This window comes from Holzapfeliella sp. JNUCC 72 (assembly GCF_053668685.1).
Genome location: NZ_CM132220.1, coordinates 236048 through 250872, shown reverse-complemented (window position 1 = coordinate 250872; position 14825 = coordinate 236048). Strand labels below are relative to the sequence as shown.

Annotated in this window: 7 protein-coding genes, 5 tRNA genes and 4 rRNA genes; all 16 read right to left on the bottom strand. The window is 39.3% G+C overall.

The features are described from left to right. Entirely contained in the window at positions 1-1473 is a 1473-nt protein-coding gene (locus JNUCC72_RS01150) for a nicotinate phosphoribosyltransferase (RefSeq protein WP_454144086.1), read from the bottom strand. Between the two features lie 12 nt (positions 1474-1485). Further along, positions 1486-2184, bottom strand: coding sequence for a glycosyltransferase family 32 protein (locus tag JNUCC72_RS01145; RefSeq protein WP_454144084.1), 699 nt, complete (start codon positions 2182-2184; stop codon positions 1486-1488). Then, entirely contained in the window at positions 2181-4862 is a 2682-nt protein-coding gene (locus tag JNUCC72_RS01140; protein ID WP_454144082.1) for an O-antigen ligase family protein, read from the bottom strand. Before JNUCC72_RS01140 ends, JNUCC72_RS01145 begins: the two co-directional genes overlap by 4 nt. Next, the gene (locus JNUCC72_RS01135; RefSeq protein WP_454144080.1) at positions 4852-5961 is read right to left on the bottom strand and encodes a glycosyltransferase family 4 protein; all 1110 of its coding nucleotides are present in this window, start codon (positions 5959-5961) and stop codon (positions 4852-4854) included. The genes JNUCC72_RS01140 and JNUCC72_RS01135 overlap by 11 nt, the downstream gene beginning before the upstream one ends. Next, complete coding sequence (locus JNUCC72_RS01130; protein ID WP_454144078.1) at positions 5942-6682, bottom strand: WecB/TagA/CpsF family glycosyltransferase; 741 nt, start codon at positions 6680-6682, stop codon at positions 5942-5944. The genes JNUCC72_RS01135 and JNUCC72_RS01130 overlap by 20 nt, the downstream gene beginning before the upstream one ends. A 1-nt stretch (position 6683) precedes the next feature. Beyond that, complete coding sequence (locus tag JNUCC72_RS01125; RefSeq protein WP_454144076.1) at positions 6684-8123, bottom strand: oligosaccharide flippase family protein; 1440 nt, start codon at positions 8121-8123, stop codon at positions 6684-6686. 57 nt (positions 8124-8180) lie between these two features. Next, entirely contained in the window at positions 8181-8882 is a 702-nt protein-coding gene (locus JNUCC72_RS01120) for a GntR family transcriptional regulator (RefSeq protein WP_454144074.1), read from the bottom strand. A 92-nt stretch (positions 8883-8974) separates the two neighbouring features. Next, positions 8975-9046: transfer RNA gene (locus tag JNUCC72_RS01115), tRNA-Gln, on the bottom strand. A 5-nt stretch (positions 9047-9051) separates the two neighbouring features. Further along, a tRNA-Tyr gene (locus JNUCC72_RS01110) sits at positions 9052-9134 on the bottom strand. A gap of 74 nt (positions 9135-9208) precedes the next feature. Further along, positions 9209-9281: transfer RNA gene (locus tag JNUCC72_RS01105), tRNA-Thr, on the bottom strand. 80 nt (positions 9282-9361) lie between these two features. Beyond that, positions 9362-9434, bottom strand: a tRNA-Val gene (locus JNUCC72_RS01100). 9 nt (positions 9435-9443) lie between these two features. Then, positions 9444-9560 (bottom strand): 5S ribosomal RNA (gene rrf / locus JNUCC72_RS01095). Between the two features lie 72 nt (positions 9561-9632). Beyond that, positions 9633-9705 (bottom strand) — tRNA-Asn (locus tag JNUCC72_RS01090). 10 nt (positions 9706-9715) lie between these two features. Then, a 5S ribosomal RNA gene (gene rrf, locus JNUCC72_RS01085) occupies positions 9716-9832 on the bottom strand. A gap of 71 nt (positions 9833-9903) precedes the next feature. Continuing rightward, positions 9904-12816: ribosomal RNA gene (locus tag JNUCC72_RS01080) — 23S ribosomal RNA — on the bottom strand. Between the two features lie 166 nt (positions 12817-12982). Next, a 16S ribosomal RNA gene (locus tag JNUCC72_RS01075) occupies positions 12983-14554 on the bottom strand. Together the 16S, 23S and 5S rRNA genes with 5 tRNA genes alongside form the textbook arrangement of a ribosomal RNA operon. Positions 14555-14825: the final 271 nt, after the last annotated feature.

Here is a 14825-nt window from a genome sequence, read left to right as displayed (position 1 = left end):
TTATTTCATCGCCTTTGAATTATTTTCTTCACGTAATTGATTAATCAAATTCATTTTATGATCATACAATTTTTTAGACAAGTCAACTGGATACTCTTGTGGATTCAGGTCTCGTTTGTATTCTTCCCACAAAGCATCCAATGATTTTTTGGCATAATCACGTATAGCCTCAATATTGGGCTGATTATAAACTAACTGTCCTTGTTCATAAATCGGTTGTAGTAAAGGACGTGCTTTGAAATCTTCAACAACTTTATTGATGTAAGTATATTTTGGATGGAACATGTAAAGTGATTCAAAGTCTCTTGGATTTTCGTCATAAACGCTCACCCAGTCTCCTTCTGACTTTTCATGTTCAAGATTATTGGTGATTCGCCATACCTGTTTTTTACCAGGTGTGCTTACTTTTTCAGCATTACTTGATAATTTTAATGTGTCGCGCATGTTACCGTTTTCGTCTTCAATTGATACGATCTTATAAACTGCGCCTAGTGCTGGTTGATCAAATGCCGTAATCAATTTTGTTCCAACACCCCACGCATCGATTTTGGCATCTTGCATTTTCAAGTTTAAAATTGTTTTTTCATCTAGGTCATTTGAAGCAAATATCTTGGCGTCGTAAAAGCCAGCTTCGTCTAACTGTTGGCGAACTTTTTTAGAGATATAAGCCATGTCCCCTGAATCAATTCGAACACCTTGGAAGTTGATTTTGTCTCCCATTTCTTTAGCCACGCGAATCGCACTTGGTACACCACTTCTCAATGTGTTATAAGTATCAACTAGAAAAACACAATTATGATGTGTTTTTGCATATGCCATAAAGGCTTCATAATCATTTTGATAAGTTTGTACTAGTGCATGCGCATGTGTCCCGCTAACTGGAATATCAAATAACTTGCCCGCGCGCACATTACTTGTTGCGTCAAAACCTGCGATATAGGCAGCACGTGCTCCCCAAATTGCAGCATCTGCTTCTTGTGCACGACGTGTCCCAAATTCAAGTACGATATCGTCTTTAGCTGCAGATTTTATTCTAGAAGCTTTTGTCGCAACTAGCGTTTGGAAATTCACAAAATTCAAAATAGCAGTTTCAATTAACTGACATTGTGCAAGCGGTCCTTCAACTTGAAGTAACGGTTCATTGTTGAACACAATTTCACCTTCGACAACTGAATTAACCGAACATTTAAACTGAAAATGTCTCAAGTAGTCAATAAAATCTTCATCGTAGTTTTCGTTTTGTTTCAAAAATTCTAAATCAGATTCATCAAATGTTAACTGCTCAAGATAAGAAATAATGTGTTCTAATCCTGCAAATACCGCATATCCACTGTCAAAAGGCATACTTCTGAAATAGCATTCGAAAACCGCATTTTTTTCGTGTAAGCCCATTTTGAAGTAAGTGTACATCATATTAATTTGATATAAATCTGTGTGTAAAGTCAATGAATCGTTTTTGCTTGCAAAAGCCATACTTGCTTCTCCTTATTTAAACAGACGTGTGTAGAATTCTGCACGTTTTTTTGTTGTGGCGTGTAATTTCATCCATTTAACTAGTTTGCGTTTCCAACTCTTTTGTCCTTCCATCCAAGTACCTGTAAAAACATGAATTGTTTTTGAAGCACGGCTTGGATTACACAAAACATAATCAGGATAAACGTGGATACCTTCTTTAAGAATTTGTTCTTGGTTGTTTGGACGACAATGATATTTATCAATCAAAATATCTGAAACACTCACTGTGTTAACACCTGCCATTTGATCACTGGAATCAAAATCAAAATCCAAGTTGTCATAATAATCTAGCATATCTTTAATTAAAGGATGATGTTTTTCAGCACCAAAAGCAGCTGTAAATGGATAATCAGGATTTTCAAATCCAACGAAAGCAGCGTTTTGACGTAAATCATTTAAATCATCCAGAACTAAAACATCCGTGTCTAAGTAAATCCCACCGTATTTGTAGATAACACTTGCTCGAATATAGTCACTCACAAAGGCCCACTTTTTAGCTTCATAAGCTTGCTTTAAGTAATGATTTTGATTGATGTCAAAATTATCTTCGTTCCATTCGATAATTTCATAATCGCTCAAATGTTTTTTCCAAGTTTGTAAACACTTTTGAATATCTTTTGGTTTTTCGTTTCCACCGACCCAAACGTAATGGATTTTTTTCGGTATCATAAAATGACCTCAATTCTAACATATTCTTTAATCATCAAGAATTCTAACAGACGTTGAACATCCGATAAATCTGTTGACTTAATTTGAACACAACCAAAGCCCGCTTTCATTTCTTTGAACAATTGGTAGTACAAGTCATGCAATTCATTCTGGTGCAATTGCTTATTAAATTCTCGAATATCAGAACCATCATAAACTTTAAAATCTTCTGGTATGTGTAACTTAATACAACGGTCATTGGCCGCTTCAAAGAATCCTTGTATTGCTTGATATAACTCTGTTGGTTCTTTTAACCTCAAGGCAAGCGCTTGTCTTGTAATAGGTGCTACTTTTTCAGTTTTGGTTTTAGAACGTAAAACAATTGGATAGTACAAGGCATTTAGTCCTAATTTATTAACAATTCTAAATAGTTGTCTTTGAATACTGAATAACGGAATAGAGCTAAAGGCTAAAATGTTGGTTAGTGTTCGCAATTCACCATTCAACACATTTTCTTGTCCATCGTTACTATCTAAATAATTGTCACCATGAACTTGATACTTCAATGTATAGTAGTTAGCATTTCCTAGATTCAAACGCTCATTCGTTAAAGACCGCCAAGCACAAGTATTATTAACAATATAAGACTCGTAACTTGTCCTGAAAAAGGCTTCTCTTCTGAAGAAGATAAAATCAACATACGGGTTTCGACCCAAACCAAGTGCCGCCTTGGCACTAGTTAAATATCCTGGATAAAAACTCTTAGTTCGATGTTTTTTAATTTTATTAGTTGTCGTATTTTCCTCAACGATATTGGCAAAAAGGCCATCATAATCTGTCTCATTAAGCTCAGAAACAACGTGAGTTAAAACACGATTATCATAAAATCGATCATCAGAATGTAAAATATAAATGATATCCCCTGTAATAAACGGAACCGCACGATTGATAGCGTTTAACTGATCACCGTTTTCATTTTTGATATATTTAATCTTCAATCCTTGGTGATAATCACTAAAGTGTTCAACAACTTCTTGAGTATTATCAACTGATCCATCATCAGAAATAATTACTTGTACATTTTGATAGTCCTGTGAATCAATTGATTCAAGCATACCTTCAATCATATCAGCACGATTGTAAGTCGGCACGATAATTGAAATTTGTGGTTCTTTTTCTTTTTTCAATTGACGACTTAAATCTTTCAACCAGTAACCTAAAATAAATGCCAAAATTAATGTATCAATTAAGAAATCTAAAATATTTCCACTATAAAGCGAAATAAAGAAAATCATTCCCAATCCAAATGTAATTGACGCATTCTTCAAGTTAAACAGACGGTTAAAGTGTCTTAAAATTCGCAAACCACCAAAAATAACTAAGAAAACTAATGGTAAGACAAATACAAGTAATCCTAGAATTCCGATAGTGTAATATTGGGCTAAGAAATCACGTTCTAGCACATAAATATTACTCATACGAGAATAAGTGATTCCAAACCAGTTATCTAAACTCTTGTTATTAGTTGATTTAACACGTTGCAACATTAATTGTTCCATTTGTCGATTATCATAATAACCTGTTCGATTATGATTCATGACACCAATCCAAAAGTCAGGATCTTGATCATAAGGTAATGAGTGTGTAATTAATTGTGGAATAATTGAATATAAGGGATATTTTTCACTAATAAAGTTTAATTTGATTTTTTGCTTTTCTTCAGGCGCTTGTTCCTCGTTCATTGCTCGTTCATAGGCTTCAAAACTCAAATCTTTGATTGAGCGCATTGATTCACGATTAATCACTTGCTGACCATCCATTGATTCTCTCGAACTAGAAGGCGAAAATGGCATAATCGCAACAACTGCAATTAGTGACAAGCTTAAAAACGCAAAGTTGAGTTTGCTAAATTGCATTTTATTTTGGATTAAACTTGTAAACAAGTATAAGACGAACATCCCTGCTAAAACGATAATCAAACTATAAATAGCAGATTTAGTTCCAATCATAACTGATGCTAGGAAGTATAATCCAAATGACAAGCCATTTTTAGCATTTCGCTTGGTTAGTAGGAAATAAATAACAATGGGCCCGATTAAAGCTAGAACGCCTGATATCGCATTAGCAAAGTTGAACCAACCACGGGTGGCTGCATAGTAATAGTCCATATTTGGATTATTAAACCAATCAAAAATACTGTGCGTGATGGTAACATCTGAATAAGAAGAAATTCCTAATTTAAATAAATTTGAAAAGACTATTGATCCAGAAATCAAGAAGTTCAGTATGGCAATGATTTTTTCAAATTTATAATCAGATAGCTTGATTTTATAGGCAATAACAACCATTAAAATCGGCAACAATAATCGAATTAAATAAAAAATTTCTGATGTGACAGAATAGCCAAAACTTGTTGGTGATACAGAACTGAATTTTGTTGCGTTATACAGGTGAGCTGCCGTGTAAACTAAAACAATCAATCCATATCCCACTAAAAATAAACGCTCTTTGTTTTTCATTAACATTATAAATGTTGCTAAAAATAGCACACCAATTCCGATAATTCTAATCACTGTTGGTATTGCAAATGGCAATACATTAAGTAAAGGCGGTTGATAAAAGTATTTAATATCCAAGAATGGTTGAATGGATAAAAAAGCAATAAATAAACCTAAAAGCCAGTTCTTTTTATAAGTCATTTTTACACCCTTCTAATTGCTGATGGTAAATTTTCATAATTGAGCTGAATTGATTTTCAATCGAAAAGTTCGTTGATAGATAATCGCGTTCTCGTTGAGCAATTGATGACAACGTTTGATTCAAGTACGTTTGATAAGCTTTTTTAAGTTGACTTGTAATCATTTCAACGCTGCCAACATCTGCTACAAACCCATGTTCTTCGTTTGGTATCATCACTTGATAATCGCCAACTTTTGTCATTAATAACGCAACACTAGCGTCTGAAGCCTCTAACATCACTAACGGGAAACTTTCTGAATAAGAAGTTAACACTGCTAAATCTGTTGTTTGATAAAGTTGATTAATTTGTGATTGCTTCAAATAGCCATGGAACTCGACCTGATTAGATAACTGATGTTCATTGACATATTGTTTAAGCTCATCTTCTAATGGACCATCACCGACTAAATGTAATTTTAAATTGGGGATATTGGTATCTTTGATTGCTTGCAACAATAGTTTATGACCTTTTATCGGCACTAATCGCGCAACATTGATAATATTAAAACCGTCATGTGCCACCTTAGGTAGTGGGTTTTGAGTAAACGCAATTCCGTTATAAATGGTAGATACTTTTTGAGGATTTAACTTAATATCTTTAATCAGTTGATTTTTGAATCTATCGGTTACTGCTAAAACGCCATCTGCCTTTTTTAGTGAACGACAATTTAACTTAGTGAACACTTTACCAATAGCACCATGAGATTCAAAGTCCTTTAAAGGATCACTATGAACAGTCACGACCCACTTTGCAGAAATTTGACGATGTATCATGCTCAAGAACAAGTTGGCACGCGCGCCATGCGTATGCACAATATCATATTGACCCTCATTAATGTAATTCTTAAGGTCTTTTAGGATGCTCAATTGATATCTTGATGACTTTGAAAACGTTTCAGTCTTAATACCTGCTTCTCTAGCTGCTTGCGCTACAGGACCTTCAGCTAGTGTTAATAGTGTAAAAGGGGCATTTTTTGATTTAGCTTCTTTTAGAAGCTGAATAATGTGGTAAAGTCCACCGCCATTTTCAAGCCCCGCGTTAACGTGAAGTATTTTCATGACTTTTTACCTGCTTCTTAACTGCTTTAAGGAATTTTGGAATAATAAACAATCTTTTGAATCGACTTGGATTTTTAACGGCACGATAAAGCCATTCTAGATGTAATGTTTGGAATAATTTTGGTGCGCGTTTAACTTGACCTGAAAACACATCAAAACTACCACCAACTCCCATCATAACAGCAGGAAGTTCTAATTTTTTAAGTAAGTTTAATAGCTGTTCTTGTTTTGGAAATCCTAAAGCCGCAAAAACAAAATCAGGTTTTGCTTGATCAATTTCTTTAGCCACGATTTCAATTGGTTCTTCAAAGTAACCATCTTTCAATCCAACTATTTTGATATGAGGATATTCCAGTTGAACTTTTTTGTTAACCGCTGTAATCACTTCTGGCTTTGCACCTACTAAGTAGACACGATACTCTTTACGGTTGGCTTGCTTCATAAAAAACTCAAACAAGTCATAGCCTGTCACACGTTCTTTTAGTGGTGTTTGCAATGTGTTAGCTGCTTTTATGATACCAATTCCATCAGGCGTTACAAAATCAGCTTCATTAATCATCTGCAGCAATTTTTGATCTTCGCGGGCTTTCATCACAATTTCTGGGTTAGCAGTCACGGTAAAGGTTGACTTTTTTTCGGAAAATTGAGCTAAAATCTTTTGTTTGAATTCTTCTTCTGAATAGTTATCAAACTGAACTCCTAATACATCTACTTTTGACATGTTATGACTCTCTTCTTTTTAGAATTTTTTCAATAAGAAACTTAAAATCATTAGCGATTTCAAATTTCATCAATATAAAGATGACCAAGTACACTGCCGATACAATTAATGACTTAATCGTCATATTGAGATAAGGCTGTGATACAAAGTTGGGTAATAAACTACCGATGACGAACGTAACAGCTGCTAAAATCGCAAATTTAGGAAAATCTTTGAACACGTATTTAGCATCGTAAGCATCACGAACAATGTAAATTCTGAGTAAACAAACAACAAATTCAACCGTCAATAAGCTGATCATTGCACCAACTGCACCATAGGGTTTATCTAAAATCAGGTTCAACACCAAACTCAATACAGCACCTATGATGACAGGTATAGCGTAATCTTTATCACGTCTATTTGCTAACGCAAACTGATTTGAAAAGACTTCCCCTATTGGTAAAAAGACAATTCGAAGCGTTGCAAAGTACGATATCATCGTCATTGGTTCAAATTGAGCACTAAAGAAGACTGGCACGAATTCTTTGGTGTTAATCATCACGATAATCGTAAAAATGATTGCTAAGAATGTCGTGATTTCAAGCGACTTTTTCAAAAAGACACGTTGTGATTCTTTAGAGGCACTTGCCATTTTTGGCATCATGACAATCGTGATAGAAGTAATTACTCCCAACAAGATAGTCGAAATTCTTTGAGAATAATCATAATAACCAACCTGAGTAGCTGAACCATTTAAAAAGTTAAGAATTGGTTTGTCTAATGAATTATAAATTTGTGTTGCTGCTTGTGGAATAATCAAAGTAAGCACAGCAATAATGACGCTTCTGAACTGATAAAATCGTTTTACAGGTCGATCAACATATCGCTTGATTGATAGCCAAAAAACAAAGCTTCCTAACATCGTTGTAACCGACATAATCAGCATATAAATCCATAAATCCTGCTGCGATTTCACAAAAAGAAAAATCAAAACAACAGAGGATAACTTAACTGCTGTATTTCGTAAAACTACTTTCCCAAACTCTTCTAGCCCTTGATAGAACCACGAAATGTCAAACATTGCGGAAATTAAAAATGGAATCTGTAGATAGAAATAAAATTGATATTCTACTTTAAAAATAGTAACTGCTAGCAGTGTTAAAATAATAACCGCGATACTAGATAGTGCTTGGACGTACCACAATCCCCAAAAAGCTTCTGTTAATTTTGGTCGATCGTTTTTGGCCCTTGTTTTAGCTACTGCACGCGTTCCAATTTGACTCATTGCAATGGCACAAAACACCATTAGAAATTGAATCGTAAAGTTAACAGAACTATATACACCATTTTGTGTTGGACCTAGTGTCCGTGATAAATAAGGCACCGTTATCATTGGTATTAAAACTAAAAATACTTGATATACGGCGTTGTAAAATATATTAACTAATGTTTTTTTCAAAATAATCCCTCATTCGAGTATACTAACGTTCATTATACCAAAAATAGCCTGCTTTTTTCATCGTTCAAAGTAAAATTCGAAACGTTCTGCAACATATTGCGAACGGACATATTCAAAAGGTCGATAATCCTCTAATCGTGTGATTTGACGCAGTAATACTAAAGGGTCTCCTTTTTTGATATCTAACATTTTTGCAATTTGTTCATTAGCAATTGTAGCCCCAATCGTCTGCTCAACATGATTTAATTCAAATTTGTTTTTATGCTTAACTGCATGGTATAAGGATGTTGTAATTTCTGATTTATGCAAGTCTCCAATTAAGTTTTCAGGAATAGAGGCGACTTCAAAACTAATTGGAATGCCGTCTGCAAATCGAATTCGTTCCATTCTAAGAACGTTTTGGTTCACATTGAGCTGTAGCTTTTCTTTTTCACTTAATGAAGGTTTGGTCAATCGGTAAGTAACTGTTTGACTTGATGGCTTTTTCCCTTGTTTTTTCATCATATCTGTAAAAGACGTAATCCCCGTCATTTTTTCTTGAACTTTTTGACTTGAGACATAAGTTCCAGATCCTGGACGGCGCTCTAATATTCCTTCTTCAGCCAATGTTGAAATTGCTTGCCGTAAAGTCATTCTGCTGACACCAAACGTTTCTGATAGTTTTCGCTCAGATGGCAAACGCTGGCCTAACTGCCACTGCCCCGTTTCAATTTTTTGCTTAATATCATTATGTATTTGAATGTATATTGGATCTTGCATTTTCTTCATCCTCCTAAGTAGTTTAACAGCTCACTCCACAAATCCTAGATAAACAAAAAACGCCCGGAAATCAATCCGGACGTTTTCTAGTATTGGGTTAGCTGGATTCGAACCAGCGCATGACGGAGTCAAAGTCCGTTGCCTTACCGCTTGGCTATAACCCAGTAAATGGAGGAGAGTGGATTCGAACCACCGAACCAATAATGGGGCGGATTTACAGTCCGCTGCGTTTAGCCACTTCGCTACTCCTCCGTAGCACTACATTTATTATGATAACGAATCTATAAATAAAAATCAATGATAAATTCATAAAAAATAGTTATCAATGCCGGTTGCAGGATTTGAACCTGTGACCCTCGGTTTACGATACCGATGCTCTACCAGCTGAGCTAAACCGGCATAACAAATTAATGTTATCAAAAAATAATTCTAAATACAATAAAAAAAGTCATAAACAAAATATTTATGACCTTTAATTATGGAGGATACAGGGATCGAACCTGTGACCCCCTGCTTGTAAGGCAGATGCTCTCCCAGCTGAGCTAATCCTCCAAATGACTAGCGTGGCAACGTCTTATCCTCGCAGGTAGTTACCCACCAACTACTTTCAGCGCTAAGAAGCTTAACTTCTGTGTTCGGCATGAGAACAGGTGTAGCCTTCTTGCTATCGCCACCACACTAAATCTATTAAAAATATTTTGCCAAAAAAATACATGAGCACCACGGATGATACTCACGTGTTTCAATTAGCTCCGGTTGTCAGACTCGAACTGACGACAGCTTGATTAACAGTCAAGTGCTCTACCAACTGAGCTAAACCGGAATAAAAAAAAGCGTGGCAACGTCCTATCCTCGCAGGTAGTCACCCACCAACTACTTTCGGCGTTAAGAAGCTTAACTTCTGTGTTCGGCATGAGAACAGGTGTAACCTTCTTGCTATCGCCACCACACTTTTATTTACCTTGAGTGCTGAACACTCAAAACTGAATATGATTTATTTTCCAAAAGCCTACCGCTTAACTTGGTTAAGTCCTCGACTGATTAGTACTAATCCGCTCCATATATTGCTATACTTCCACTCTTAGCCTATCGACCTCATCATCTCTGAGGTGTCTTACTTCCTTAAAGGAATGGGAAATCTCATCTTGAGGGGGGCTTCGCACTTAGATGCTTTCAGCGCTTATCCCGTCCATACATAGCTACCCAGCGATGCCCTTGGCAGAACAACTGGTACACCAGCGGTATGTCCATCCCGGTCCTCTCGTACTAAGGACAGCTCCTCTCAAATTTCCAACGCCCGCGACGGATAGGGACCGAACTGTCTCACGACGTTCTGAACCCAGCTCGCGTGCCGCTTTAATGGGCGAACAGCCCAACCCTTGGGACCGACTACAGCCCCAGGATGCGACGAGCCGACATCGAGGTGCCAAACCTCCCCGTCGATGTGAACTCTTGGGGGAGATAAGCCTGTTATCCCCAGGGTAGCTTTTATCCGTTGAGTGATGGCCCTTCCATGCGGTACCACCAGATCACTAAGCCCGACTTTCGTCCCTGCTCGACTTGTAAGTCTCGCAGTCAAGCTCCCTTATACCTTTACACTCTGCGAATGATTTCCAACCATTCTGAGGGAACCTTTGGGCGCCTCCGTTACACTTTAGGAGGCGACCGCCCCAGTCAAACTGCCCACCTGACACTGTCCTCTACCAAGATAATTGGCAAAAGTTAGAGGATTCATAAAACAAGGGTAGTATCCCAACAATGTCTCCATGAAAACTAGCGTTCTCACTTCATCGACTCCTACCTATCCTGTACATGTTTCACAAATACTCAATATCAAGCTACAGTAAAGCTCCATGGGGTCTTTCCGTCCTGTCGCGGGTAACCAGCATCTTCACTGGTAATATAATTTCACCGAGTCTCTCGTTGAGACAGTGCCCAAATCATTGCGCCTTTCGTGCGGGTCGGAACTTACCCGACAAGGAATTTCGCTACCTTAGGACCGTTATAGTTACGGCCGCCGTTTACTGGGGCTTCAATTCAAACCTTCGCTTACGCTAAGCTCTCCTCTTAACCTTCCAGCACCGGGCAGGCGTCAGCCCCTATACGTCATCTTTCGATTTAGCAGAGACCTGTGTTTTTGATAAACAGTTGTTTGGGCCTATTCACTGCGGCTGATTTAAAATCAGCACCCCTTCTCCCGAAGTTACGGGGTCATTTTGCCGAGTTCCTTAACGAGAGTTCGCTCGCTCACCTTAGGATTCTCTCCTCGACTACCTGTGTCGGTTTGCGGTACGGGTACAATACATCTAACTAGAAGCTTTTCTCGGCAGTGTGACATCAACGACTTCGCTACTATAATTTCGCTCCCCATCACAACTCATCCGTATAATTATAAGCATTTGACTCATAATAAAACTTGTTGCTTGGACGTGCTCTTCCATTCGCACATTCGTTTAGCCTGCTGCGTCCCTCCATTGTTCAAACAATGCATCATAGTACAGGAATATCAACCTGTTTTCCATCGATTACGCCTTTCGGCCTCATCTTAGGTCCCGACTAACCCTGGGAGGACGAGCCTTCCCCAGGAAACCTTAGTCTTTCGGCGGATAGGATTCTCACCTATCTTTCGCTACTCATACCGGCATTCTCACTTCTAAGCGCTCCAGCAGTCCTTACGATCTACCTTCTTCGCCCTTAGAACGCTCTCCTACCACGTGTTATAAATAACACATCCACAGTTTCGGTATTATGCTTAGCCCCGGTACATTTTCGGCGCAGCGTCACTCGACTAGTGAGCTATTACGCACTCTTTAAATGAATGGCTGCTTCTAAGCCAACATCCTAGTTGTCTACGCAATGCCACATCCTTTTCCACTTAGCATAAATTTTGGGACCTTAACTGGTGATCTGGGCTGTTTCCCTTTCGACTACGGATCTTATCACTCATAGTCTGACTCCTGGATATAGATCAATGGCATTCGGAGTTTATCTGAATTCAGTAACCCTTGACGGGCCCCTAGTCCAAACAGTGCTCTACCTCCACGATCCTTTACTCCAAGGCTAGCCCTAAAGCTATTTCGGAGAGAACCAGCTATCTCCAAGTTCGTTTGGAATTTCACCGCTATCCACACCTCATCCCCGCACTTTTCAACGTACGTGGGTTCGGTCCTCCAATGCATTTTACTGCATCTTCAACCTGGACATGGATAGGTCACTTGGTTTCGGGTCTACATCATGATACTTATTCGCCCTATTCAGACTCGCTTTCGCTTCGGCTCCGTCTCTTCAACTTAACCTTGCATCATAACGTAACTCGCCGGTTCATTCTACAAAAGGCACGCCATCACCCATTAACGGGCTTTGACTACTTGTAGGCACATGGTTTCAGGATCTATTTCACTCCCCTCCCGGGGTGCTTTTCACCTTTCCCTCACGGTACTGGTTCGCTATCGGTCACTAGGGAGTATTTAGCCTTGGGAGATGGTCCTCCCGGATTCCGACTGGATTTCTCGTGTCCAGCCGTACTCAGGATACTACTTTGGTATAAACAAGATTTCAAATACAGGGCTGTCACCTTCTTTGGCTGAGCTTCCCAACTCATTCTTCTATCTTATTTAAGTCCGTTATTGTAGTCCTACAACCCCAAGAAGCAAGCTTCTTGGTTTGGGCTCTTTCCGTTTCGCTCGCCGCTACTCAGGAAATCGATTTTTCTTTCTCTTCCTGCAGGTACTGAGATGTTTCAGTTCCCCGCGTCTTCCTCCTGCATGCTATGTATTCACATACAGATACTAAGATTACTCTTAGTGGGTTCCCCCATTCGGATATCTCTGGATCAAAGCTTACTTACAACTCCCCAAAGCATTTCGGTGTTTGTCCCGTCCTTCATCGGCTCCTAGTGCCAAGGCATCCACCATGCGCCCTTTATCACTTAACCTGTGATTTCTCTTTAATTTACTCTTAAAAACGCGGTGTTTGATTATCTTTTCGATAACCTCGGCTTTTGGTTCTTAAATCATATTCAGTTTTCAATGTTCAACGATTGAGAGTAAACCTCTCAAAACTAAACAAAGTTTCAAATGTGTGTTTCCGTATATCCTTAGAAAGGAGGTGATCCAGCCGCAGGTTCTCCTACGGCTACCTTGTTACGACTTCACCCTAATCATTTGTCCCACCTTAGACGGTTGGCTCCAAAAGGTTACCTCACCGGCTTCGGGTGTTACAAACTCTCATGGTGTGACGGGCGGTGTGTACAAGGCCCGGGAACGTATTCACCGCAGCATGCTGATCTGCGATTACTAGCGATTCCAGCTTCATGCAGGCGAGTTGCAGCCTGCAATCCGAACTGAGGATGGTTTTAGGAGATTAGCTAAACCTCGCGGTATCGCTGCTCGTTGTACCATCCATTGTAGCACGTGTGTAGCCCAGGTCATAAGGGGCATGATGATTTGACGTCATCCCCACCTTCCTCCGGTTTGTCACCGGCAGTCTCACTAGAGTGCCCAACTTAATGCTGGCAACTAGTAATAAGGGTTGCGCTCGTTGCGGGACTTAACCCAACATCTCACGACACGAGCTGACGACAACCATGCACCACCTGTCATTTTGTCCCCGAAGGGAAAACCTAATCTCTTAGGTGGTCAAAAGATGTCAAGACCTGGTAAGGTTCTTCGCGTTGCATCGAATTAAACCACATGCTCCACCGCTTGTGCGGGCCCCCGTCAATTCCTTTGAGTTTCAACCTTGCGGTCGTACTCCCCAGGCGGAGTGCTTAATGCGTTAGCTGCAGCACTGAAGGGCGGAAACCCTCCAACACTTAGCACTCATCGTTTACGGCGTGGACTACCAGGGTATCTAATCCTGTTTGCTACCCACGCTTTCGAGCCTCAGCGTCAGTTACAGACCAGAGAGTCGCCTTCGCCACTGGTGTTCTTCCATATATCTACGCATTTCACCGCTACACATGGAGTTCCACTCTCCTCTTCTGCACTCAAGCTAATCAGTTTCTAATGCACTTCTCCGGTTAAGCCGAAGGCTTTCACATCAGACTTAATTAGCCGCCTGCGCTCGCTTTACGCCCAATAAATCCGGACAACGCTTGCCACCTACGTATTACCGCGGCTGCTGGCACGTAGTTAGCCGTGGCTTTCTGGTTAGTTACCGTCAAATAATAAACAGTTACTCTTATTATCTTTCTTCTCTAACAACAGAGTTTTACGAGCCGAAACCCTTCTTCACTCACGCGGCGTTGCTCCATCAGACTTTCGTCCATTGTGGAAGATTCCCTACTGCTGCCTCCCGTAGGAGTTTGGGCCGTGTCTCAGTCCCAATGTGGCCGATCACCCTCTCAGGTCGGCTACGTATCATCGCCTTGGTAAGCCATTACCTTACCAACTAGCTAATACGCCGCAGGTCCATCCTAAAGTGATAGCCGAAACCATCTTTTAAATAAGAAACATTCGATTCTTATTGTTATGCGGTATTAGCATCTGTTTCCAAATGTTATCCCCCGCTTTAGGGTAGGTTACCCACGTGTTACTCACCCGTCCGCCACTCGTTTGGATTCTTAGTCAAGTAGTGCAAGCACTACCATCATAAGAGCAAACTCGTTCGACTTGCATGTATTAGGCACGCCGCCAGCGTTCGTCCTGAGCCAGGATCAAACTCTCATTTTAGATTGTTTGACTTGCTCTTTTTAAAACTTACTAGCGAATTGACTTCGCTCATTGCTTGGGGTTAATTACCCCCACACATTTATGCGAAACTTTGTTCAGTTTTCAAAGGTCTACTTTGTTTAACAACTTCTTTATTATATCAAAGCTGATAACCAGTGTCAAGAAGTTTTTTTAAATTATTTTTTTCTTATGAAAGAATAATTTGTTTGTTCAACTTGACGACTTAATTAATATACCATGTTTTCTTTTGCTTTGCAACTCTTTTTTGAAA